Origin of the sequence: Pseudomonas sp. GD03862, assembly GCF_029840855.1 — a bacterium.
GTDB classification, from domain to species: Bacteria; Pseudomonadota; Gammaproteobacteria; order Pseudomonadales; family Pseudomonadaceae; genus Aquipseudomonas; species Aquipseudomonas alloputida.
Genome location: NZ_JAOCDI010000014.1, coordinates 50617 through 74106, shown reverse-complemented (window position 1 = coordinate 74106; position 23490 = coordinate 50617). Strand labels below are relative to the sequence as shown.

At 57.2% G+C, this 23490-nt stretch carries 18 protein-coding genes; 5 read left to right on the top strand and 13 right to left on the bottom strand.

The genetic code is table 11. The features are described from left to right. Positions 1 to 5: 5 nt before the first annotated feature. From N5D53_RS11840 to yaaA, 8 genes are all read right to left on the bottom strand, one after another. Entirely contained in the window at positions 6 to 1445 is a 1440-nt protein-coding gene (locus N5D53_RS11840) for an alginate biosynthesis protein AlgX (protein ID WP_279840340.1), read from the bottom strand. A 13-nt stretch (positions 1446 to 1458) separates the two neighbouring features. Next, positions 1459 to 3018: a mannuronan 5-epimerase AlgG gene (algG, locus tag N5D53_RS11835; RefSeq protein WP_003251754.1), complete on the bottom strand. Its 1560-nt coding sequence runs from the start codon at positions 3016 to 3018 to the stop codon at positions 1459 to 1461. A 21-nt stretch (positions 3019 to 3039) separates the two neighbouring features. After that, positions 3040 to 4518, bottom strand: coding sequence for an alginate export family protein (locus N5D53_RS11830; protein ID WP_064490718.1), 1479 nt, complete (start codon positions 4516 to 4518; stop codon positions 3040 to 3042). Beyond that, positions 4515 to 5948, bottom strand: coding sequence for an alginate biosynthesis TPR repeat lipoprotein AlgK (algK, locus tag N5D53_RS11825; protein ID WP_279840339.1), 1434 nt, complete (start codon positions 5946 to 5948; stop codon positions 4515 to 4517). The genes N5D53_RS11830 and algK overlap by 4 nt, the downstream gene beginning before the upstream one ends. Before the next feature lie 10 nt (positions 5949 to 5958). Beyond that, a complete protein-coding gene (locus N5D53_RS11820; RefSeq protein ID WP_070384331.1) occupies positions 5959 to 7125 on the bottom strand; it encodes a PilZ domain-containing protein in 1167 nt (388 codons plus the stop codon). Between the two features lie 37 nt (positions 7126 to 7162). Continuing rightward, the gene (locus N5D53_RS11815; RefSeq protein ID WP_003251762.1) at positions 7163 to 8644 is read right to left on the bottom strand and encodes a glycosyltransferase family 2 protein; all 1482 of its coding nucleotides are present in this window, start codon (positions 8642 to 8644) and stop codon (positions 7163 to 7165) included. Between the two features lie 86 nt (positions 8645 to 8730). Beyond that, a complete protein-coding gene (locus tag N5D53_RS11810; protein WP_004577139.1) occupies positions 8731 to 10047 on the bottom strand; it encodes a UDP-glucose/GDP-mannose dehydrogenase family protein in 1317 nt (438 codons plus the stop codon). Positions 10048 to 10884: 837 nt separating this feature from the next. Further along, positions 10885 to 11664 (bottom strand): peroxide stress protein YaaA, encoded by a 780-nt coding sequence (yaaA, locus tag N5D53_RS11805; RefSeq protein ID WP_104887081.1) that lies wholly within the window; start codon positions 11662 to 11664, stop codon positions 10885 to 10887. A 137-nt stretch (positions 11665 to 11801) separates the two neighbouring features. On the opposite strand from yaaA, the gene N5D53_RS11800 reads away from it, so the two are divergent. After that, on the top strand, positions 11802 to 12929 hold the full coding sequence (locus N5D53_RS11800; RefSeq protein WP_014592303.1) for a polysaccharide deacetylase family protein: 1128 nt from the start codon (positions 11802 to 11804) through the stop codon (positions 12927 to 12929). 281 nt (positions 12930 to 13210) lie between these two features. Beyond that, positions 13211 to 14605, top strand: coding sequence for a PhoH family protein (locus N5D53_RS11795; protein WP_003251772.1), 1395 nt, complete (start codon positions 13211 to 13213; stop codon positions 14603 to 14605). 45 nt (positions 14606 to 14650) lie between these two features. Here the strand turns inward: N5D53_RS11795 and N5D53_RS11790 are convergent, their stop codons facing one another. From N5D53_RS11790 to N5D53_RS11775, 4 genes are read right to left on the bottom strand one after another with little or no spacing between them, the layout of a single operon-like run. Further along, on the bottom strand, positions 14651 to 15856 hold the full coding sequence (locus tag N5D53_RS11790) for an MFS transporter (protein WP_266023125.1): 1206 nt from the start codon (positions 15854 to 15856) through the stop codon (positions 14651 to 14653). A 5-nt stretch (positions 15857 to 15861) separates the two neighbouring features. Continuing rightward, positions 15862 to 17406, bottom strand: coding sequence for a carbamoyltransferase C-terminal domain-containing protein (locus N5D53_RS11785; RefSeq protein ID WP_104962529.1), 1545 nt, complete (start codon positions 17404 to 17406; stop codon positions 15862 to 15864). Continuing rightward, positions 17387 to 19123, bottom strand: a complete 1737-nt coding sequence (locus tag N5D53_RS11780) for a class I SAM-dependent methyltransferase (protein WP_256597878.1) — start codon at positions 19121 to 19123, stop codon at positions 17387 to 17389. Before N5D53_RS11780 ends, N5D53_RS11785 begins: the two co-directional genes overlap by 20 nt. A gap of 16 nt (positions 19124 to 19139) precedes the next feature. Then, positions 19140 to 20222: a SagB/ThcOx family dehydrogenase gene (locus N5D53_RS11775; RefSeq protein WP_104962528.1), complete on the bottom strand. Its 1083-nt coding sequence runs from the start codon at positions 20220 to 20222 to the stop codon at positions 19140 to 19142. Positions 20223 to 20678: 456 nt separating this feature from the next. Here N5D53_RS11775 and moaC point away from each other — a divergent pair, with 456 nt between their 5' ends. From moaC to moaE, 3 genes are read left to right on the top strand one after another with little or no spacing between them, the layout of a single operon-like run. Then, the gene (moaC, locus tag N5D53_RS11770; protein WP_003251775.1) at positions 20679 to 21149 is read left to right on the top strand and encodes a cyclic pyranopterin monophosphate synthase MoaC; all 471 of its coding nucleotides are present in this window, start codon (positions 20679 to 20681) and stop codon (positions 21147 to 21149) included. Next, a complete protein-coding gene (gene moaD, locus N5D53_RS11765; RefSeq protein WP_003251777.1) occupies positions 21149 to 21394 on the top strand; it encodes a molybdopterin converting factor subunit 1 in 246 nt (81 codons plus the stop codon). The genes moaC and moaD overlap by 1 nt, the downstream gene beginning before the upstream one ends. Positions 21395 to 21396: 2 nt before the next feature. Then, entirely contained in the window at positions 21397 to 21843 is a 447-nt protein-coding gene (gene moaE, locus N5D53_RS11760; protein ID WP_010952421.1) for a molybdopterin synthase catalytic subunit MoaE, read from the top strand. Positions 21844 to 22036: 193 nt separating this feature from the next. Here moaE and rhlB read toward each other — a convergent pair whose 3' ends face one another. Then, the gene (gene rhlB, locus N5D53_RS11755; protein WP_190869999.1) at positions 22037 to 23479 is read right to left on the bottom strand and encodes an ATP-dependent RNA helicase RhlB; all 1443 of its coding nucleotides are present in this window, start codon (positions 23477 to 23479) and stop codon (positions 22037 to 22039) included. Between the last annotated feature and the right edge of the window lie 11 nt (positions 23480 to 23490).

The window sequence follows — 23490 nt, the reverse complement described above, 5'->3', positions numbered from 1 at the left end:
TCGCCTCACTGGCCTGCCTGCGCGGTCTGCGCAGGCACGGCGAAGTTGTTGCGTTTGCAGAGCTTGGCTTCGACCTTCTGGGTGCCGCTTTCCGGCCCCTGTACCTCGAACGCAAGCAGGCGCTGGCTGGCCCAGTCCTCGTCTTCGCGCATCTGGAAGACGAAGCGGCCGTCGGTGTCGGAGGTTTCCGGTTTTTCCAGCTTGATGTCCTCGTGGCGGCCGTTGAGGTACCAGAGGGTGGCCTGCAACACCTTCACCGAGGGGTCTTCGAACTTGACGTCCATCTGCAGGTTGCGGTTGATCAGGTCTTTGATCACGCCGCCCTTGCCGTTGACCATCAGCTCGTTCTTGCCAGGCTTGAGGGTGGTGCTGGCGCTCATCAGGGCTGGGCGGTCGTCGCAGCCGTCGTCGAGCAGGCCAAGGATTTGCCGCCAGATGGTTTCCTGGTCCAGGCGGTACAGCGGGGAGAATTCCCAGATCAGGATCCTCGGCGGGTTCTTCTGGAATTCCTCGCTGCCCAGGTACTGGATCATCGACCCTTCCAGGCCGCCGCCTGGGAAGGCGACGTTGAGCACGTCGGCGCCGATGTATTGCTCGAGGAAGCCCGAGAAGTTGTAGTTTTTGCCGCTGTGGCTGGTACCGACCAGGGTGATCTGCGCATTGCCGCTGTCACCGAACAGGTCGTCGCCGCCGCTTGCGCCTTTCGGCTCGGTGGCGAACTGGTCCATGTACTGGACGGCGTAGCTGGTGCCGCACAGTTGGCCGGCAACGTTGTGCAGGGTGCCGGTCTTGCCCATGCGCCCGGACTTCCTGGTCTCGAATTCCTTGCGCGGGATGCCTTCGAAGGCCGGCATCTTGTGCACGGTGTCGGCCACGATCTTCGCCGCACGCTCGGCACCGTACGGCGTCCAGTGCTGGTCGCCACGGAAGTAGAAGTCCTTGCCCTGGTCAGCGGCGGCCAGTTGCTCGTTGGTCAGCGGTGACAGGTCGGGCACGTTGTAGCCCATGCTGGCGAAGCGCTTGAGCATGGCCTGGTAGTTGCCCAGGGCCTTCTGGTAGTCGAAGGCGGCTTTTTCTGCCGGGTTGAGCATGTTGCGGTTCACCAGGCCACGGGTCGGCTGGTACACCACCACCAGTTCCACACCACGTTTCTTGAACGCGTCGTGCACTTGCTTCAGGCGTTTGTAGCCGGCCGGGGTGGTGTTGAACTCGGTGCGCAGGTCTTCGCGGGTGCGGAACAGCCAGTCGCCCTGGGCCTGCACCAGCGTGGTGAAGTTTTGCTGATAGCGGGTGGTGTAGCGGCTGGCATCGTGCGCTTCAGGGCACAACTGGCAGCAGGGCTCGGCGCTGAAGGTCGGGGCCTTGACGTCTTCGGCGCGCACGCCCTGGCTGATTGCCAGAAGGGCGGCGGACAGGCCCAGCAGTTTCATCAGGTGTGGAGTCATGGTCTGGGCTTCCTTAATCGATCATTTCGGTCTGGCGTTCGACCGGGTCGATCAGCACAGCCTTCTGCTGGCGTACCAGCAGGTCGAGGATTTCGTCCTGGCGCTCGCCCAGCACACCATTGAGGCTGATGCCGCTGGCCTTGCGTGGGGCGAGCATGGACACCTTGTACAGCTCGACCGACAGCGGCGAGTCGATCGACAGCGGGCCGGAGCCGTTGGCCGACAGCTCGCCACCCACCACGATCAGCGACACCTTGGTGTCGAACGGGTCGAGGGCGATGTCGCGGTCGGTGTCGGACAGGTCCTTGATGTGGCCGTATACGCCGACCAGGCCGTTGGCCATGGCGACGTTTTCGTACAGGCGGATGTTCACGCTGTTACGCACGCGGATGCCGTGGCGGCGGTTGTTGACCAGCTTGTTGCCCCAGATCAGGTTGTCGCCGCTTTCGTACAGGGTGATGCCGTCGGTGTGGTTGCGGTAGATCTCGTTGTAGGCCACCAGGTTGTTGACGCTGTTACGGTCGATCACCACGCCCGAGAGCTTGTTGTCGTAGCTCTTGTTGTTGATGATCCAGCTGTCGTTGACCTCACGCGAAACGATGATGCCGTGCTTCTTCTTGGTGCCGTACACCGTGTTGCCGGCGATGATCAGGCGATGCGAACGGTCGTGCGGGTCGATGCCGTAGACGATGTTGTCGCGGTAGGTGCTGTCCTTGATCACGAAGTCCTGGGTTTCGTAGCAGTAGAAGCCGTACCACATGTCGCTGAACTCCGAACCGATGATCCAGCCGGTGGGCTCCGGGCGGCCCATGCGCTTGGCCATGTTCGGCGTGTACTGCGAGATGCTCACGCCATACGACTTGGACTTGGCGTAGCCGAAGCTGGCCATCTTCGTATTGACGATGTAGGTCTCGGTGCCGCCCCACGACAGCAGGAACGGGCGGAATTCCTTGGGCGAGCGGAAGGTCGCCGGGCCGTTGTCCTTTTCCCGCCAGCCGGTCACCTGGGTGTCGGTTACGAACAGCTTGCCGTCATTGACCAGAAATGCGCCGCCCTCCTGGGACAGGCGCAGCTGTTTGACCTTGCCGTCGATCTCGAGGATGCCCTTTTGCCCGACCACGATCGGCAGGCGTGCCAGGTAAACCCCAGGCTCGACTTCGCTGAAGTACTGTTTGGGCACCTTCTTGCTCAACTCGGTCAGGTCGACATGGCCGTCATCGACGAAGATCGCCTGCGGGATGCCGTGCTGGCGCTGCACCCACTCGGCGGCCTTGTTGTCGCCGCCGACGAACTCCTTGAGGGTGTCCTCCTGGAACATACGGCGCAGGCTGACCTTGCCCTTGTGGCGGCGGTCGATTTTCTTCTGCACCGCCTCGGCCGTGAAACCGGTGAGGTCGGGCAGCTTTGGCGGGTCCATCTGCAGCGGTTCGATCGGTGCGCTGGCCACCGTATAGGTCTTGGCCTGCTGCAGCTCCTTGGCGATCACCTGGGGCTCTGCGGCAGTGGCCAGGCCGCTTGCCAGCAGCAAGGCACTGGCCAACAGGCTGTGACGTAAGTGCGGGTGAAGGTTCATCACGGTCAGTCCCCTACGGCCTCAGAAGCGCCAGATGACGTCGACGAAGGCGCGGTGCATGTACGAGTCCGTTTCCTTGCCGTAGGCGTCGCCCGGCTTGAATACACCGGCACGCAGGCGCACCAGGGCTGACGGCTCGTCGATTGCCTGGCTCATCGAAGCCGGCAGCAGGCCTTGCTTGAAGTACTTGGTCACGACCACGTCCATTTCCTGGCCAAGGTCCTTCTCGCCGTCGACCAGCTGACGGTTCACGCCGTTGTCGTCGACCACCGCGTTGATGCCGCTGGAGCCGATGTTCTGGTTACCGTCGACACGCCAGAACTTGTGGTAGATCAGGCTGGCGTCATAGTCGTCACGCAGCTGCCACGAAGCGAACAGGGTGGCGGCCTGCAGGTTGCCCAGTTCGCCGCGGAACGCTTCGCCGAAGCGGTGCACGCGCGAGCGGGTGCCGGTGAAGTTGGAGCGGTTGCTCTCCAGGCCGGTCTGCTCGAAGTTGTTCGAACCGTCATCGCCGCCGCCGCCGCTACCGCGGGCGTACGCAGCGCCGACCTGCCATTGCGGGTCCAGGCGCAGGCGGATACCGAGGTCGGTTGCCCAGGCGTTGACGTCACCGCTCTGCTTGCCGGTGGCGACTTGGTCGTCGCCCACCTGCTGGGTGCTCAGCTTGTCGCGGTCACCGGTCAGCCAGGTGACGCTGCCCCAGTAATTCACGGTGTGGTCGTTGCGCCAGTTGTAGGCGTCGCTGTTGGCCTCCAGACCCAGCCAGGTAAGGTCGCCAGTGCGGGTCTTGTCCAGCGCGTCGACCGTTTCGCCGGGGCTCTTCAGGCTGCCGCTGTCATGCGTGTGGTGAGCGCGCAGGCCAACCCAGTGGCCAGGGGTCCACTGCGTGGCGACGTTGCCGTAGATGTGGGTGCGGTCCTTGTCTTCCGGCGCCAGTTCGGTGAGGTCGGTGCGGTATTCGCTGAAACGCTGGGCTACGCCAAGGTCGGCCTTGAGCAGCGTGGTGTCGAAGGTCCAGTTCAGCGCTTCGATGTTGGTATCGCGCCACATGCCATCGTCGCTGCGCAGGCGCTGGCGACCGAAGCGCAGTTGCTCGCCAGGGTAGGCGGTAAGGCCGCTGTAGCCGACCCAGAACTCGCGCATGGCCAGGTAGCTTTTGTCTGGTTGACGGCTGTCGTCGCCGGTGTCGGTGCTGGTGCCGTCGTCGTTCTGGCGCAAGGTGTCGGTTTCGATGGTGTCGGTCGCAGCGACTGCCTGGCCCATGGCGTAGGCACTCCAGTTACCGCGCTCGCCATACACCCACGGGCGCAGATCCAGGCCCAGGCCGTTGACGTCGCCGCCAGAGCGGGTGCCGAGGTCACGGTCGTCTTCCGACTGGCCGGTGATTTTCACGTCCAGGCCGAAGTTTTTTTCAGCGGTCATTTCCGCCAGGGTCGGGCAGGACCACAGCAGGGCGAAGCTCAGGCCGATGCCGGCTTTCACGAAGGGATTGAGCGTCATAGCGAGTCCTCACCGTCTACTTCTTTTTCGTCGTCTTGCAAGGCTTCGAGGGCCAGGGTGCTGTTCGCGCCCTGCGCCATGCTGCCGCGTGCACGCTTTTCCTGGTCCAGCAGTTGCTGGGCCTGGTTGCGCTGGTCAGGTGTCAGTTGCTGGTCGAGCTGCTGCAGCAGTTCGGCTGATTGCGGCGTCGGGTTGGCCTGCGACAGCTGGGCGAACACCCAGGCGTTGCCCGGTTGCGGGCGGATGCCGTGGCCCTCGCTGAACAGCTGGGCCAGGGCATAGTCGGCGCTGTTCTGCCCGCCACGGGCGGCGGCCAGCAGGTGGTCGACGGCCTTCTGCGGCTCGACATTGCCCAGGTAGCCGCGGCGGTAAAGCTGGCCCAGGTAGTAATGGGCGCTGATCTCACCGGCTTCGGCTGCGGCTTGCAGGTGCTGCTCGGCTTTTTGAGCGTCGGCTGGCAGGGTTTTGCCTTCGTAGTACAGACGGCCCAGCAGCAGTTCGGCGCGGGGCTGTTCAGCTTCGCGGCCTTTGTCGATGTAGGCCATCAACTGGTCGGTGTCGCCCAGTTCGGGGAAGTCGTATACCAGCTGTGCCAGGCTGACCCAGGACGCCGGATTGGCCGGGGCTATTTGCTCGAGCAACTCCTTGGCGGTTTTTTCGTCGGTCTGGCCAAGGCTGCGATCGGCCAGCACCCGGGCCACGCTGTCAACCCGGGTGGCCGGTACGGCGCCACGGGCATAGGCGGATTTCAGCTGGCCGAGCAGGGCGGCTTGCTGATCGGCCTGGCCACGTTTCTGGTACACGGTGGCCAGTTCGACGTAGCAGATGTCGGTGGTGTTCAGCGCGGCCTTGCAGATCTTTTCCACTTCACCCAGGTGCTGGTCATAGGTGCCCTGGGTGCGGTACAGCAGCACCTGGGCCAGGCCCGCTTCCGGGTTGCCGGCGGCGCGCCACTGGTCGATCTGCTGCTGCGCGTTGACCTTGGGGAAACTCTGCGGGTAGCTTAGGTAGAGCATTGCCAGCGGAATCAGGGTATTGCTTTGGCCCTGTTTCGCGGCCTGCTTGAGTAGGGTTTCGGCTTCCTCACGTTCGGCCTGGGTGCTGTCCGGCTTGGCCACCAGCAGGCGGCCAAGGCGGGCCTGGGCGCGTGGCGACGTGGCGGCCGCAGCGCGATAGGTGGCCTCGGCTTCCTTGATTTGCGAGGGGTCGCGGGTGGCCACCTTGATGTCCGCCAGGCCGACTTGCGCTTCGCTGTAGCCCAGGTCGGCCAGCGCCTTGTAGTTGCGCTCGGCCAATGCCGTATCACCGCGCTTCATGGCCTCGTTGGCCAGGCGCTGGTCGGGCAGGCCGGCACAGCCGGCCAACGTGATGGCGGCGGCCAGTGCACACAATCCCAGGTTCACGCGGACCTTGTAGGTATCAGAGATCATTGTCCGTCCCTCACAGGCCACGGGCCACGGCTTTGTCGATCAGCCAGTTCAGCGATGGGCCACGGTCGCTGTTGACCGAGGCCGGGCGGCCGGCCAGTTCGGCTGGCAGGCCGCTGTCTGGCTTGATCTGCACGCGGATGTCGGAGGACAGGTCTTCGCTGTTGAGGCTTGTGCTGCTGACGATCTGACCGGTGCGCACTTCGTCTTCGCCGGCCACCTGGAAGTTGACCCGGGTACCCGGCTTGACCTCGTCGAACTGGCGGTAGCTGAAGCGCGCCTCGACCATCGGGGTGGTGGTGCGTGGGATCAGCTGGAAGATTGGCTGGCCCTTGGCGGCGTACTGGCCGTCGTCCACCAACTGGCGCGCGACCACGCAATCGCAAGGGCTGGTGAGGGTGCCGGACAGCTGCTTGCCGAACAGTTCCTCGATCTTCGCCGGCTCCAGCTGTGCGTCTTCAAGGTTGCCCTTGAGCATGTCCAGCATGCTGGTGGTGAAGCTGGCCAATGGCGCGCCCTTGGCGATCTGCCCACCGCTTTCGACCAGGCTGCTCACGGTACCGTCGCGCGGCATGGTGACGTTGGTGGTCGGCACTGCGACCACACCGGCTTCGGCGTGGCTGACGAAATACATGCCATACAACGATTTGGCGACGAAGCCGAAGGCCGCAACGCCGACCACGAACACGCCCAGTGTGACGGTGACTGCCTTGAAGCGGCCGAAGGCGCTCAGGCCCGATCCACCGTCCTTCTGCTTGCGCGCCTTGGTGAAGTTGTCGCGCTGCAGGGTGCTGAGTACGTCGCCGATGCTGATCAGCTCACCCGACAGGTGGCTGGTGATGATGTGCCGCAACGTGGCGATGTCGCGAGGTTCAAGGTTCTGGAACTGCGCACCGATACGGCCATTGTCCGGGTTGTACGAGCGCACCTGGAACTCGATGTCGATCGACAGGCCCAGGTTGTCGACCACGAACTGCAGGCGCCCGCGCAGCACATCGCCCACCGACTGCGGTTGCTTGGCGTGGAAGCTCAGGCCGCCGGCAGAAAGGTCTTCGACCTTGACTTCGTGGACCTGGCGCTGGGCGTCCAGGAACCGCAGCTTGGCGGGAATGCGTACCCGGGCGTGTTGGCGCTGGGCTTCGGACTCATGCACGACATTGACGTTCACGGCGGTATTCATGGTGGTTTGTTCCTGTTAGATCCGATCCGGGTTGGGCTCACACGACCATGAACAGCACAGCAACGAAGATGCTGGCAGCCGAGAAGGTCATGGTCCGCGAGGACCAGGTGTTGAACCATTGTTGAAAGCTGGCGAGGTCACGCTTGAGGGCAGTGGGCTGACGCGTCCACGACTGCTTGTCGAGGCGGAAGAACACGTAGATCTTCATCAGCGCGCCGATGATCTGGTTGTAATAGAGAATCAGCGGGTAGGCTGGGCCTACGTTGTGGCCGGAGCACAGCAGCATGATGGTGAGGATCAGGCGCGTGATGCCGATCCACAGCAGGTACACCAGCAAGAAGGCCATGCCGAACTTGAGGCTGGCGATCACCGCCACGGTCAGGCCCAGCAGGCTGGTCCACATCGACACGCGCTGGTCGAACAACACGATGCTGGTGAACAGCCCCAGGCGACGCAGGCCAAGGCCCAATGCCCGTGAGTTCTGCCGCAGGTTGTTGCCGTACCAGCGGTACATCAGCTTGCGGCTGGCCTTGAGGAAGCTTTTTTCCGGCGGATGCTCGACCGTGTTGATGGCGGCGTCCGGCACGTAGAAGGTGTCGTAGCCCAGGCGCATCAGGCTGAACCAGCTGGACTTGTCGTCCCCGGTAAGGAACTTGAAGCGGCCCAGGCGCCAGTGCATCAGCGAGTCGCTTTCGACGTCGGCGATGAACTCGGGGTTGGTCACCACGCTGGCGCGGAACATCGACATGCGCCCGGTCATGGTCAGTACGCGCTTGGACAGGGCCATCGAGCACATGTTGATGTGGCGCTGGGCGAAGCGCAGCTTGTGCCACTCGCTCATGATGTAGCCGCCGCGCACTTCGCAGAATTCATTGGTGGTCAGGCCGCCCACATTGGGGAACAGCTTGAACCACGGTACGGTCTTGCGCACCACGCCGTCGGCCAGCACGGTGTCACCGTCGATCACCGCCACCACGGCGTTCTCGTCCGGCAGCATGCGCGAGATGGCGCGGAAGCCGTAGGCCAGGCCATCACGCTTGCCGGTACCGGCGATACGCACGATGTCCAGCTTCACGTGGGCCGGCGGGTTGTACTTGGCCCACAGGCTCTTGACCAGCAGTTCATCGGACATTTCCACCAGCGAGCAGACCACGGTGGTGGGGAAGCCGCAGTTGATCGCCTCGCGGATCACCGAGCTGTACACCTGGGCGGTGGTCAGCGCTTCGATACGGAAGCTGGTGACCATCAGGTAGACATGCGACGGGTCGGTGGCATTACCCATTTTCTGCACCTTGCGGCGCAGGTACGGGTACACGCCGTAGAGGAAGATCATGCCGCGGATGAAATGGGTGGCGCCCATGGAGTAGCGCCAGATGCCGACTGCGCCGACCAGGAAGATGAAGTGCTTCGACTGCGAGTCGAAGATATCAGCTGGCAGGGCCAGGGCGATCAGCATGAGCAGGCTCATGTAGAGCAGCCACCCGGCGCACTGCAACAGCACTGTCTGGAGCCTTTGCATGTTCAGCATCCGTCGAGAATTCGGGAAAGGGTGGGCAGCGAGGAGGCGGCTCTTGTCGAGTGCCTCATCGCTGCCCGGCCGGGCACTTACCAGCAGATGCCTTCGGTACGGGCGGTGGTGCTGGTCGGTTTGTTCATGAAGCCGACCAGGTCGATCACCTGCTTGCCGGCTGGCGCTTGCAGGGCCAGCGCACGGAACTGCTCGTCACGGTTGCCGAGGACGATGATGTCGGCGTTGTCGATCACCTGCTGCAAGTTGGCGTTGAGCAGCGACGACACGTGCGGGATCTTCGACTCGATGTAGTCCTTGTTGGCGCCGTGAACACGGGCGTACTGGACGTTCTCGTCGTAGATGTCCAGCTGGTAGCCCTTGCCGATCAGGCGCTCGGCCAGTTCCACCAGCGGGCTTTCGCGCAGGTCGTCGGTGCCGGCCTTGAAGCTCAGGCCCAGCAGGGCGACCTTGCGCTTGTCGTGGGCTTCGATCAGCTCGAAGGCGTTCTGCACCTGCGATTCGTTACTGCGCATCAGCGAGTCGAGCAGCGGTGCACGGACATCGAGGCTGGCGGCGCGGTAGGTGAGGGCGCGTACGTCCTTGGGCAGGCAAGAGCCGCCGAAGGCAAAGCCAGGGCGCATGTAGTACTGGGACAGGTTGAGGACCTTGTCCTGGCAGACCACGTCCATCACTTCGCGGCCATCGACGCCCACTGCCTTGGCGATGTTGCCGATTTCGTTGGCGAAGGTGACCTTGGTGGCGTGCCATACGTTGCAGGTGTACTTGATCATCTCGGCCACTTCGATCGGCTTGCGGATGACCGGGGCGTCGAGTTCTTCGTACAGGGCCTGGAGGATGTCACCGCTGGCGCTGTCCAGTTCGCCGATGACCGTCATCGGTGGCTGGTCGTAGTCCTTGATGGCGGTGCTTTCACGCAGGAATTCCGGGTTGACCGCCACACCGAAGTCGACACCGGCCTTCTTGCCCGAGCAATCTTCCAGGATCGGGATGACCACGTTCTTGACGGTGCCAGGCAGCACGGTGCTGCGCACCACGATGGTGTGACGGCGGGTGGTGTCACGCAGCACGTAGCCGATTTCGCGGCACACGGACTCGATGTACTCCAGGCCCAGGTCGCCGTTTTTCTTGCTGGGGGTGCCCACGCAGATCATCGACACATCGCTGGCACGGATGGCTTCGGCGAAGTCGGTAGTGCCGCGCAGACGGCCATTGGCGATGCCCTGTTGCAGCAGTGCTTCCAGGCCAGGTTCGACGATGGGCGACTTGCCCTGGTTGATCAGGTCGATCTTGGTGCTGGACACGTCCACACCGATCACTTCATGGCCACGCGCCGTCAGGCAGCCTGCACAGACTGCACCCACATAACCCAAACCAAAGATGCTGATACGCATCGCTATCACCTCATGTGTTTATCACGCCGACGCCTCCGCAGAGAGCCGGGCTGGGTTGATTAACAACAGTTTTCGGGCGCACGGATCCATGGCGAATGCACACTTCGCCGAGCGCAGGCAAAATAAATCCGGAGCGCAAAAAGTTATGCACTCAAAGTTGGCACTCAATAGCCATATATTAAAAAACGTGCCCTGAAATGCAGCCGTCTTTATTGCAATGCGCTACTTGGCGCGTTGCTGTGCTTGTTTTTTCAAGTGAATAAATCCTTTGAAATCAACCACTAGGACGATTTTTAAGGGGCGCGTCTCTCCTGCATGGACAAGGTCTTCGGGGGTTTCCGTAATACCTGTCGAGTTTCTCATGGCGGGCAGTGGATACCCGCCGCTGTCATCTGTAAGTCATCTCTCACAGCCCGTAGGCAGGAAAATCGTTACGGCACTATGAGCGATTGGCTTCGGCAGAAGTTCCTGAGCCAGTTTCACTCGAATGAAAGATTTCTAAATATTTATTCAGTTGCGGACAGTTTCAAATTGATAGCACGCGGGTGTTTCACCCCCGTGTATCAAGGACGTAACTGTTGCGAGATATTTTTATGCCAGCATCTGAAAAATTTTTTCAGAATTCGTCAAAAAAGGTATGAACGGTCTTATGGCGTTTGGCGATAAAGGTGGGTGCGCTGGATTTTTGGCGTCGGATTCGTGGCGTGATGGCGGTTTGCAGCGTGCCCTGTTGCAGGGCAGAGAGGGGGGCAGAGCTGCTGGCCTCTTCGCGGGTGAACCCGCTCCTACAGGTAGCGCATTACCTGTAAGAGCGGGTTTGGCCGTGAAGGGGCAGGGTCACTCCGAGGGGTGATCGCGCAGGAACACCAAATGGTCCGGCTTGGACTGCTCGGCACTGTAGTAGTACCCCTGAGCATCGAACTGCTTGAGCTGTTCCGGGGTGCTGATGCGCTGCTGGATGACGAAGCGGCTCATCATGCCGCGGGCTTTCTTGGCGTAGAAGCTGATGATCTTGTACTGGCCGTTTTTCTGGTCCTTGAAGTCGACGTTGATCACCCGGGCCTTCAGTGCACTGCGTTTCACTGCACTGAAATACTCGTTACTGGCCAGGTTCAACAGCACGTCATCGCCTTGGTCGGCCAGGGCCTGGTTCAGCCATTCGCTGATGCGCGTGCCCCAGAAGGCGTACAGGTCCTTGCCGCGGGCGTTGGCCAGCTTGGTGCCCATCTCCAGGCGGTAGGGCTGCATCAGGTCGAGCGGGCGCAGCAGGCCATATAGGCCCGAGAGCATGCGCAGGTGGCCCTGAGCGTAGCTGAAGTCGTCTTCACTCAGGCTCTGGGCATCGAGGCCGGTGTACACGTCACCCTTGAACGCCAGCAGCGCCTGCTTGGCATTGGCCGGGGTGAAGTCTGGGGTCCAGCTGCCAAAGCGCGCCGCATTCAGGCCGGCGAGCTTGTCGGACAGGTGCATCAGCTCGCTGATCTGCGCCGGCGACAGTTCGCGCAGCTGCTGGATCAGGGCCTGGGATTCATCCAGGTACTGGGGCAGGGTGAAACGCTCGGTCACTGGCGGGGTGTCGTAGTCGAGGGTCTTGGCGGGGGAAATCACCGTCAGCATCGGGTCGGCTCCTGGCATCGTTGGCCGAGGATTCTACGGGGTGGGCGGTACAAGTCCAAACTATGGCGACGATAGTCACAGCCCATGGTCGGTGCAGGCGCTATAGTTCGCGTTTTGCCGTTGCGGAGCCTTCCACTGTGCGCATTGCTTCTGCCTTGCTGGCCGGCCTGCTGAGCCTGGCCGTGCAAGCCGCCCCTTCACCCCAGGTCAGCCTGGACCGCAGCCTGTGGCCCGAACAGCTGGACAGCCCGGCGCTGTTCGACGTGGCCTCTCGGGCAGAAATCCTTTCGTTCGCCCAAGTGCTGCACGAAAGCGAGTTGCTGGATGACGCAAGCCTGGCGGCCCGGCTGGGGTTGCGGCAGATCAACCTGCAGAAGGTGCGCCAGGTTCGTGCGCGCATGTGGCAGCGGTTGTGGGAGGGTTATCAACAGGCGCAGCGCAGTTGTGAGCAGGACGCATCATTCTGCTACCCGGTTACGTCCATGGCGGAGTTGCGTACACAAGCGGCGACGTTCGCTGCCGATGTCGGTGCGTTCTATACCGGCTGGATCGAGCCGAGCCACCAGTTCCATGTCCGCTACCTGGATGAGCAACTGCGCAAGGCGGCGTTGCTGCCGCAGACCAGCAGCGAAATCGAGCGGTTGTCTTCGCGTGAGCGCAAGGGTGACGAACTGAACGATCGCATGTTCCTGCTGACCTTCGTCGGCGGGCCCGGGCCCGAGGGGGGCAGTACGGATCTACTCACCGACTACCTGCGCCGACAAAAGCTCGAAGGCACGTTCTTCACGCTCGGTAACCGCTTGCAGCAACGCCGTGATGGCGCGGCGGCAAACGCCTTGCGCCAGCTCTATGACGGGCAGTGCGTGGGTATCCAGGGGTGGGAATACCGCTCCCATGCGCAGTGGACCGACTGGCAGGATTCGCTGCGGCGCAGCCAGGCGCGGGTGCAGGCTGATCTGCCCGAGCAGTACGTGCCGCTGTTCCGCCCACCTTATGGCCAGCGCCGGGCTGACGGCGAGGCGTTCATGGCCCGCCAGCAGTTGCGGGTATCGTTGTGGGACATCGATGCCCAGGATGACGGTGCATTGAGCGCAGAGGCGTCCGCACAGCGCGTATTGACCCTGATGCTGTTGTGGCGCAAGGGCGTGATCCAGTTTCATGACAGCCTTCCCAAGGCGCAGCCGGCGGTGGATTGGCTGTTGCGCAATACCGCGCAAAGCGGCATCGGCTGGGAGGATTGCCGGGAATATGGATACCGCGAATAGAGGGTATGACTTCTGAGCGTAGTCCCCTCTGACGGTGGCGCCAAGGCCTCTTCGTCAATCGGAAAAATAAACTTCAAAAATGCGTAAAAGTGCTTTTTTCGGTCATGGTTTTTGCGGTATGAAGAAACCAGACAGCCGATTCCTGCAGCACAGGTGGCGTCATCCAGGCCCACCTAGCCAGGTTCGCTTCCCGCCCGTAACAACGCGGATACGGGGACAGCGGCAGTCACTCTGCGGCGTAACAGACCACGCCGTGTGGCTTCGACATAAGGTGACCGAGTATGGATGACCAAGGACGCAACCCTTCCTCCAGCAAGCCAATCCTGTATGTGCTCGATACCAACGTCCTGATTCACGACCCTAACGCGTTACTGAACTTCGAGGAGCACCATGTCGCCATCCCGATGACGGTGCTGGAGGAACTCGACAAGCTCAAGACCGGCAAACAGAGTATCGCCGCCGAATGCCGCCAGGCCATCCGCCTGATAGACCAGACCCTCGGTGACGCTTCGCCCAGCGATGTCGAGCAGGGCGTACCGATCCAGCGCAACAAGAGCGGCCCCAAGGGGTTCCTGTCCATCCTGATGACCCCGCGCAACGAGCCGAACAAGCTACTGCCGGAAAACCTCAACGACAACATCATCATCAACCAGTTGCTCGAAGTCCGGGCCCGGCGCACCGACCTGGACGTCGTGCTGGTCACCAAAGACATCAACATGCGCCTGAAGGCGCGCGCTTGCGGTATAGCGGCTGAGGACTACAGCACCGACCAACTGGTCGATGACGTGTCCTTGCTGTCCAAGGGCTACCATTCGGTCACCGGCTCGTTCTGGGACCGCGTGAGCAAGGTAGATACCCGCCAGGAGCGCGGCCGCACCTGGCATCGGGTGCAGATGATCGACAACCTGCCAGCCGTGCACGTCAACGAGTTCATCATCGATGAGCAGGGCTTCGTCGGGTGGATCAAGGGCATTCGTGACGACGAACTGTTGCTGCTCGACCTGCACCAGGAGCCGTTGCTGCACCAGGAAGCCTGGGGCCTGAAACCACGCGACATTCACCAAAGCCTGGCGTTGTTCGCCCTGCTGGACCCGGATATCCACCTGGTGAACCTGACCGGCGCCGCCGGCTCCGGTAAAACCATCCTGGCGCTGGCTGCGGCCATCGAGCAGACCATGGTCAGCAAGCGCTACCGGCGCATCATCGCCACCCGCAGCGTGCAGGGGCTGGACCAGGAGATTGGCTTCCTGCCGGGTACCGAAGCAGAGAAGATGGAGCCGTGGCTGGGCGCCATCACCGACAACCTCGAAGCCTTGCACATGGATGACGAAAGTACCCATGGCAGCGTCGAATACATCCTTGAGCGCGTGCCGCTGCAGTTCAAGTCGCTGAACTACATCCGTGGCCGTAGCTTCCAGCAGAGCCTGATCCTGATTGACGAGTGCCAGAACCTGACGCCGCACCAGATGAAAACCATCATCACCCGTGCCGGCTCCGGGTCCAAGGTGGTCTGCCTGGGCAACCTGGCGCAGATCGACACCCCCTACCTGTCCGCGACCAGCTCGGGCCTGACCTACCTGACCGAGCGCTTCAAGGACTTCCCCCACGGCGTGCACATCACCCTGCAGGGCGTGCCTCGCTCGGTGCTGGCCGAGTACGCCGAGTCGCATTTGTAAGAGTGATGCTCTCAGTTGCAAGCCTGTTTACAGGCTTGCAACTTTTTACGAGGCACCGAGTGTTTCATGTGCTAGATAGTAGATGTGTAAAATGCCAGCGCTGATGAGTGTCAGCAATCCAGCTGTCATGATGACGCTGGCTGTACTCGTTATGCCTGCTAACCATGCGCCTGCGGCTGGCAGGACAATGAATAAGGAAATTGAACAGCTTCTCGCAGTGGAAAATGCTCTTCCTAGAATTTTACTTGGGCATTTAATTTGGAGAGTGGAAGTGAAACCTTGAGAGGTGAGTCCATAAGCAAAGCCTGCGATCAGAAAGAGAATCGGGAATGAGTGAGGTTTAACTATTTCAGGATTTAAACCCGCAATGGCTACAATGCATAAGCAAACGCCAAAAATTGATGAGGCGACTGTCGCACAAACTAAAAAATGTCGTCGGTAAAGTCTGGGGAAAGCAAGTCCAGCAATAATCCCCCCGATTGCCGTCGCGCTCACTACTTGACCGAAAGAAGTAGAGCTTAAACTCAGCTCCTTCATAAAAAGGCTTAGCAGAGAGTCATAGATGCCCAAGGCCGTCGATTGAATAAGCATGCATAATAGAAATGCTTGAACAGTCGTCTGAGAGACAAAAAAATTGATCACCTCGCGTAGGTTGGATTGTTGTTTTGTTTTTCCGCGTCTACCGGTGTGTATATCTCCTGACTTCAATAGCCAGACAAAAAACAATCCATTGATGCTGATGGCTGCAGAAATTAAGAAGCCGTAAGTACTATTGCTCCAGCTGATTGATAATCCAGCGGCAAGTGGTGCTATTATTTTTATGGTCTGATCAGTGATACTAACTAGTGACGTGTTTTTTATTATGCTTTCAGGGGGTAATAGCCTAGCTGTTAGTACGATCTCAGCTGGAGTTGAACCTAAGTTTGATAGGCCCTTTAGGGTTATAAAGAATAAAAATATATTCAAATCTACAGCGTGTGAAAGACAGGTCGCGGTAATTGCTCTAATACAAAAACTGACTGCTACTATTGCGCGTGGTGAATAGCGGTCTGGTAATGATCCAATGTATGGGCCCAATATGAGCGAGGGCAGGCCATAAAGCGCTGCCGCAAGTGCTAAAGTTTGTGCTTGTGCATTAAATATAAAAGTGAGCGTAGAAAATATTAGAATAAAGTCAAGCCATACGGTAGCAGAGCTACATAGCCGTATTCCGTACAGGTAGAAATACTGGCTGGTTGCCAACCTTTGCATTATCATTACTCCGCTTTTGTATACATCATGTCGTCAATGACGAATGTAGAAATATCGTTGTTCGTGCAGAATTTCTCTAAATCAGATCTATTGTTGATGAAGCCTGCACCACTGAAGTTGAGTGATGTATTGCATAAGACACCGATGCCACTAATTTTTTTAAATGTCGCTAAGAGGGTGTAGAGTGTGGGGTTATCCTCATAGGCTACGGTCTGAACACGAGCGGTGCCGTCTGCGTGAGTAATAGCTTGGAGTCTTGTATTAATAACTTTGTAGAATGACAGCATATATTTGCTAATTTTACAGTCTTCGAAATGCAGCGGAGCATCTTGCTCTAAGCAAATGGGAGCTACAGGTCGGTAATCTTCTCTTTTTTTTATTTTGTTCAGTTTTTGAGTGGTGACTTTAGAGAACGGGGATGCCAAAATCGAGCGGTTTCCTAACGCTCTCGGCCCGATTTCACAACGCCCTTGCACCCAGCAGACTATTTCACCTGCAAGAATTTTTTTACAAATTATATGGAGTTGGAGTGAGGATGAATTGTAGGAGGAGCTAGTAGAACTTCGATTATGTAAGAAAGGCTGACCCGAGTAGACGCTCCAGTTTAGGCCGCATCGTCCAGTCAAAAGTTTTTGCGCAAGCGCAGCTGCCCCGATAGCCACACCGGTGTCATTAGTGCATGGAGGTACGAAAACATCCGAAAACAAGCCGCAATCTTCCCATTGTTTGTTCCAGTCGCAGTTCAATCCACACCCGCCAGAAATTAATAATGGGATTCTCTTTGTTATGTGTGGTAGTGTTTTTGACTTTATATGCTCGAATAATGTGTTGGATATTTTTCTTGCAAGATTGCAGAAGGGTTGAGTGTGCGGCCCTATATTATAGTATTTAGAGGTTATAAAGTCTGCTTTACAAAAAGTATCTATCGGAGAGGAACAATTGATTAGATAGTCGAGCATGTGTTGTTCGTCGCTGCTCGTTTGAGAATTTTCACCAAGACCAGCAAGCGCCATCATTTTTCCAGCGTCACCCAGGCGGCAATATCCTTTAGGAAGGTTGAAGTGAGGGTCAGCAATTCCAAATGCGAAGGAGTATCTAAGGCCAGGGCTTTGAATAATATTTTGAAGGAGTTGTACATGTAGGTCTTTGTTGATGTAGTAGAGGTTGCCAATAAAGCCTTCCAATAAAAGTACATAACAGTCACTGATGTCAGCGTGTTTTGATAGTGCGTAAGAACATATGATGTGCGAAAGTTCGTGGCTGCAGTATATTGATGTCGTATTGCTGTTTTGTTCGATATTGTAGTCTAGCCCAAGGTATCCCCCGTCGATCGGACTATTTCGTGGGTCATGTCCCTTCGCCCACCCACTTACAGCGATCGCATCATATTCATTGTTGATCGTTGTAAGAGCTTTTAATAGGTCGCTAGGGGAATTGGCTGAGTACCGCGGATTGCTGTTTTTTTCAGCTTCGTAACTGAATATTAAATTGCCGTTTTCAATTAGACAAATCTGACCATCGTGACCGATGTTATAGCTTAGGATTCGCATGGTTATTCCTTGGTTTAACCCAGAATAGGTACATGTTTGAAAATGTTGTGGGGTTTGTTTCTTCGAATAAGTGCCACTTCCGCAGGAGGGATTTCAAGTCTGTTCTACTATTGAATTTAGTAAAGGAGGGGGCTTGAATTAAATTGTTTTCGAACCCACAGAAGTCTAGATTGTAGGTTTGAAGGAGGTCATAGATTCTTTTTAGGGTATAATTATCTTCATGGGGGTTGAATAAGAGATCCATGCACCCTTGGTGAGAGTAAAAGTCTCTCGACCAGATGATGCTCTCCAGCTCTTCTGGATGTTGAGTGACCGCAAGCCTTCTGATTGCTGTGAGATTTTTTGGAGAGTACGTTATGTTATGTTCGGTGCATTTGTTTTTTAATGTGTCAATGGGGGTTCTGGCTATTTTGCTATAAAGGCCTAGTTTTAGAATTCCGTTTTTATGGAGTGCCATTAATAAAGGTTTGATGCCTTTATGAGGTTGCTTAAAGTGATGTAAGACTCCAATGCACTCAATTATGTGAAACTTTATTTTGAGATTTGCTATGTCGAATATGCTGCAGTGTATGAACTTGGCGTTTTCAATGTTGTGATTTTGTTTCATGAAATTTGCATATCTCAGGCTTGATAAGCTTATGTCTATTCCATATATTTCAGCGTCTGGATAGTTGAGAGCCATCTGAATTGCATGGCGGCCAGTACCGCAACCGGCAATGAGTATCTTAATCTTGCGCGAAGGATTTTTTTTATTGTTTAACCCGGTTCTATAAAGGTAATCATAAATCGTGCCAGGTGTGTGATTTGGTAAATATGTCCACTTAGGATAAGGGTTTGATTCGTAGAATGACCTTAGAGGGTCTAAAGAGGCTTTGTGGACAAGCTTATTAAGTGAGCGGTTTTGTCCTCTCGGTTTTTGGATAGCTAATTTTGATGTGGTCTGTTTGTTTGAAATGAATTGGTTGAACTCACTCCGGTCTGTGTTGAAAGCGTGTTGCGATAAGTGATGTTGAGCGTCAATAACTGTGGAAAGCAACATGTTATTTTTTTTATCGATCTGAGCTAAGTGTGCTTTCGATCGCTCAAGTAATATTTCAAGTATAGGATTGGTTATGATGTGGGTGGTTAGAAGTTGAAGTGAAAATTCCTTTTCGAAAAGATGCGTTGCCAGTATAGAAGGCCAATAGGGGAGGGATGTATCTACTGTTGACTCTGTCAGTAGATTTCTATAGTAAAGGTGTGACAATAATTCAAGGTCAATTTTTTCGATCGTGTAAATTTTTTCTAGAGTTATTAGTGTCCTCCTGTTGTGGCTGCTTACGTAAGCGTTGGATAGCAGGTCGAGATATTTCACTGCGGTCTCATAGCAAGCGTTGCCTTCTGTCTCTATAGCTTTTTCGTATGCCCAGATACCCAGTGATATATCTTTTGTAGTAGTGCATGCACGAGCCAGATTTTTGTAGTAAATGTCAGCATTCTTTGTTCCGCTATTTAGTAGCGAGCAGGCTCTTCTATATAGCTCGGTGGACCTTTCTATTTCTCCAAGTTGTTCGTGAAGGGCGCCGAGATTGTTAAGTGTCTTAATGTTATGGTTGTCGAGTTCGAGGCTTTTCTTATAAGCGTCTGCTGCAAGGCTAAGATGTTGATTGATGAAAAAATCATCACCTTTTTTCCGTTCGATTTCGGAGGCTTCGCAGTGCTGTTGGCTATCGTTCATATAACACGCCTAGCTCCTAAATTAGTTTTTGCATATTTGGAGATATAGGGTCTGAATAGCCAGCGCCGCTAGCCATGACGAAGATGGAGTGTTCGTTTATACCGTCTACCTCCAACAGTTTGTTAAGCATGTCGTCGATAAAGTATCCGCTGAGCCATGTGTCTAACTTATACGCGGTTGCGGATAAGTTGAAGGTCTGAGAAAGATGGCCAACGTCCAGTAGAGCGGAGCGGTAGGCTCTTGAATGAGGATATTTCCACCAGAGCTTGTCAAATCTAGACGTCATTACAATCAGGAAGGATGCCTCTGTTGCGAATGTCTGATGGCATAATGTTTTACTCAGGTCGACAATGTCATGCTTAACGAGGGACAGTGAATGGTCTTGTGGTCTGTAATGGTAAATACCTTTCTGTAGCCCCTTTACATTGAGTGCAATCAGATAAGCTTCAGTGGCTTGCAGGCATCCAGCGCTAGGTGAAGAGCGCCTATAGCCAATAGTTTTGATTCCACGTCTGGCTAATGCGTCTTCATGAGTGTCACCGTGGAACTTGCCAAAGGTCGCGAATAGTAAGTCGGAAACAATATGTACGTCGGTTTCTATGTTTTTAAAGTGGCGGCTGGTTTTTCTATTTTTTAATGTGTTCAATAGTGATGCTTCAAGCTGCAGTAAACTTGGGTTTGGTAAGTTTGTTATGGCTCCATCTCGCTCTATGTGAATCGAAGGCATGTTGGCTGCGATACTTTCGCAAAAGTCAACATAGGCAGCCTCTGGGTTTTCTGAATCCTTGGAGAGGTCGCAGGGGAAATTGTGTTTAGTGCCTAAATGGAATATTTTTGCGATTTCGTCCCATCCCCATTGTTGTGGTTTTTCAAAATCGGTTTTTGTCGTTGCTAACTCTAGGATGCCGGCATCTATAAGGTCTTCATCGATATTGTCAACGGCGGCTCGGGGCTCCGAAAATGTTGTTAATTCGTAAATCCTATCGAGATATTTATGGTCGTAAATTTGGTATTGCTCGCCATTTGTCAAATTCCATAGTGCGAATACGCCTTTTTTAATCGTAAAAATGACGTCTTCATTGATCTTGTATTTTTTCATTATCTGCTCGTTTTCATTTCATTAAGTCCTGGGCAGCCGCGCACTGCCCAGGTTGTGGGTTTAGTCTACCAACGCTTGTACATGATCAAATCGAGCAACAAGGATATGATAGGCATTGTTGGACAAAGCACTGAGGTGGCTCTGCAATGTGATTTTTTTCATTGTTAGTTCCTCGTTTGGTTGTGGAAGTCTGATTGACTTCGTAGGTAAGAATAATTTCCATGCATTGAAAGTCAATCGCGTGGAGGTGTAGGAAAGTTCTACGAGAAGGGTAGGAGTTTTCCGTGGTAATAAGTGCTTTTATTTCATGAGGTTGAATGTTCTTTACGCACTAACGAACATCCATAGTCTTGAATGTTTTTTCACAGGTTACGTGCGATTCTCAAAGGCGAATTTTTTCTGCAAAAACCTGACCTACAGGTTTAAACTTTGGGTTCCCTTCACAGGAGCAGAGCAGTGCTGACACATCTTGATTCCCAGGGGCGGGCCAACATGGTCGACGTCACTGAAAAGGCCGTGACCGAGCGCGAGGCTACCGCCGAGGCGCGGGTGCGCATGTTGCCGCAGACCTTGCAGATGATCGTCGACGGTGAACACCCCAAGGGTGACGTGTTCGCCGTGGCGCGCATTGCCGGGATACAGGCGGCGAAAAAAACCAGCGACCTGATTCCGCTGTGCCACCCGCTGATGCTCACCAGCGTCAAGGTCGAGCTCAGCGCCGAGGGGCAGGATGCCGTGCGTATCGTCGCCCGCTGCAAGCTGGCCGGGCAGACCGGTGTGGAGATGGAGGCGCTGACCGCCGCCAGCGTGGCCGCGCTGACGATCTATGACATGTGCAAGGCTGTGGATAAAGGTATGGTCATCGAGCAGGTGCGCCTGCTGGAAAAACTCGGTGGCAAGAGTGGCCATTACAAGGTGGAGGCGTGATGAAGGTCAAGGTGATGTACTTCGCCCGTTACCGCGAACTGTTGGGCGTGGATGCCGAGCGGGTGGAGGGGGCGTTCAAGGTGCTCGATGATGTGCGCCAGGCCTTGGTAGCCAAGGGCGGGCAGTATGAAGTGCTGGCCGAGCAGAACCTGATGTGCGCGCGCAACGAAGAGCTGTGCAAGCTCGATGAACCGCTGGAAGAGGGCGATGAAGTGGCGTTCTTCCCGCCGGTGACCGGAGGCTGAACATGGCTGTGCGAGTGCAGGAAGGCGCGTTCGACCCGGGGGCTGAGACCAATGCCATGCATGCAGCCAATGTGGGCGTGGGCGCGGTGGTCGGTTTTGTCGGCTATGTGCGGGATTTCAACGATGGCCGCGAAGTGGCGGGGATGTTCCTCGAACACTATCCGGGCATGACCGAAAAGGCCCTGGCCAAGATCGTGGTCGAGGCCGAGCAGCGTTGGCCGCTATTGAAGGTGGAGGTGCTGCACCGCATCGGTGCGCTGGAGCCGGGCGAACCGATTGTGTTCGTGGGGGTGGCCAGTGCCCATCGGCAGGCGGCGTTCGATGCCTGCAACTTCATCATGGACTACCTGAAGACCCGGGCGCCGTTCTGGAAGAAGGAGAATACCCAGGAAGGGCCAAGGTGGGTGGAGGGGCGGCAGAGTGACCAGGATGCGGCGGGGCGCTGGTAATCAAGGCGCCACCGGTCGCCTGTAGGAGCGGGTTTACCCGCGAAAGGGCCGGGCCTGCTGGCCAATCTCCACCCGCCGTTCACCGTTGCCGCCACTACCGTATTCGCGGGTAAACCCGCTCCTACAGGGGGGCTTGTGTGGCGATTGGGCCGCACAAGGCCGCTCCCACAGGGCGCATGTAGCCCGCTGAAGGTCAGTGATGCTTGCGCGGCACCGGCTTGAGCAGTTCATCCGGTGGCATCTCGCACTTGATCTTGCGCCCCAGCAGCGCTTCGATCGCCGGCAGCTGATACGAGTCATCCTCACCGGCAAAGCTGATCGATACACCACTGGTGCCGGCACGGCCGGTACGGCCAATGCGGTGCACGTAGTCGTCAGGGTCTTCCGGCAGGGTGAAGTTGATCACGTGGCTGATGCCATCGATATGGATCCCGCGCCCGGCCACGTCGGTGGCCACCAGCACGGTGATGCGCCCTTCGCGGAAGCTCTCCAGGGTTCGGATGCGCTTGTGCTGCGGCACGTCGCCCGACAGCTGGGCCGCATTGATACCGTCGCGTACCAGCTTTTCCTCGATGCGCCGCACTTCGTCCTTGCGGTTGGCGAACACCATCACCCGTTCCCACTTGTTCTGGGTCACCAGGTTGTACAACAGTTTGTACTTGTCGCTGCCGGCCACCGCATACACGTGCTGCTCCACCGTTTCGCTGGCCACGTTCTCCGGCTCGATCTCGACGATGGCCGGGTTGGTGGTCCACTGCTTGGCCAGGTTCATCACATCGTCGGTGAAGGTGGCGGAGAACAGCAGGGTCTGGCGCTCGCTTTTCGGCGGTGTCTGACGAATGATTTGGCGGACCTGGGGGATGAAGCCCATGTCGAGCATGCGGTCGGCTTCGTCAAGCACCATCACCTCGACCATGTCCAGGTGCACTTCGCCGCGCTGGTTGAAGTCCAGCAGGCGGCCCGGGGTAGCCACCAGGATATCGCAGTGGCGCGCTTCCAGGGCTTTGAGCTGTTTGTCGAAGTCCATGCCACCGACGAAGCTCATCACGTTCAGGCCGGTGTACTTGGTCAGGGCAGCGGCGTCCTTGGCGATCTGCACCACCAGCTCGCGGGTGGGCGCGATGATCAGCGCGCGCGGCTCGCCCATGTAGCGCTCTTTAGGCGGTGGCGTCTGCTGCAACTGGGAAATGATCGAGATCAGGAAGGCGGCCGTCTTGCCGGTACCCGTCTGGGCCCGGCCGATGGCGTCCTGGCCACGCAGGGTGTAACCCAGGACCTGCGCCTGGATCGGCGTGCAGTACGGGAAGCCCAGGTCGTGGATGGCGTGCATCAGCTCGTTGGACAGCTTGAAGTCGTGGAAGCGGGTTTTGCCTTCCTGTGGCTCGACCACAAAGTCTTCGGGCTTCCACAGGCTGGCCTGTGGCTTGGGCTTGCGTTCGCGGCGCGGTTTGTCCTTGGCCGGTTGTTCGGCAGGTGGCGTCGCGGCGGCAGGTTGCTCGGCCTTGGGGGCGGGGTTGGCATGTGGTGCGGCCGGTTTTGCCGCGGGCTGGGCTTCCGGCGTCACGCTGGCAGCAGGAGCGGCGGCTTGTGGCGCGGCCTCTCCCTTGCCGAATATTTTTCTGAGTGCTTTGAGCACGGTCGTCTCAT

Coding starts and splice junctions, on each gene's coding strand:
- N5D53_RS11840 (WP_279840340.1), bottom strand. CDS start 1,445: ATGACTCCACACCTGATGAAACTGCTGGGCCTGTCCGCCGCCCTTCTG.
- algG (WP_003251754.1), bottom strand. CDS start 3,018: ATGAACCTTCACCCGCACTTACGTCACAGCCTGTTGGCCAGTGCCTTG.
- N5D53_RS11830 (WP_064490718.1), bottom strand. CDS start 4,518: ATGACGCTCAATCCCTTCGTGAAAGCCGGCATCGGCCTGAGCTTCGCC.
- algK (WP_279840339.1), bottom strand. CDS start 5,948: ATGATCTCTGATACCTACAAGGTCCGCGTGAACCTGGGATTGTGTGCA.
- N5D53_RS11820 (WP_070384331.1), bottom strand. CDS start 7,125: ATGAATACCGCCGTGAACGTCAATGTCGTGCATGAGTCCGAAGCCCAG.
- N5D53_RS11815 (WP_003251762.1), bottom strand. CDS start 8,644: ATGCAAAGGCTCCAGACAGTGCTGTTGCAGTGCGCCGGGTGGCTGCTC.
- N5D53_RS11810 (WP_004577139.1), bottom strand. CDS start 10,047: ATGCGTATCAGCATCTTTGGTTTGGGTTATGTGGGTGCAGTCTGTGCA.
- yaaA (WP_104887081.1), bottom strand. CDS start 11,664: ATGCTGACGGTGATTTCCCCCGCCAAGACCCTCGACTACGACACCCCG.
- N5D53_RS11795 (WP_003251772.1), top strand. CDS start 13,211: ATGGATGACCAAGGACGCAACCCTTCCTCCAGCAAGCCAATCCTGTAT.
- N5D53_RS11790 (WP_266023125.1), bottom strand. CDS start 15,856: ATGCAAAGGTTGGCAACCAGCCAGTATTTCTACCTGTACGGAATACGG.
- N5D53_RS11785 (WP_104962529.1), bottom strand. CDS start 17,406: ATGCGAATCCTAAGCTATAACATCGGTCACGATGGTCAGATTTGTCTA.
- N5D53_RS11780 (WP_256597878.1), bottom strand. CDS start 19,123: ATGAACGATAGCCAACAGCACTGCGAAGCCTCCGAAATCGAACGGAAA.
- N5D53_RS11775 (WP_104962528.1), bottom strand. CDS start 20,222: ATGAAAAAATACAAGATCAATGAAGACGTCATTTTTACGATTAAAAAA.
- moaD (WP_003251777.1), top strand. CDS start 21,149: ATGAAGGTCAAGGTGATGTACTTCGCCCGTTACCGCGAACTGTTGGGC.
- moaE (WP_010952421.1), top strand. CDS start 21,397: ATGGCTGTGCGAGTGCAGGAAGGCGCGTTCGACCCGGGGGCTGAGACC.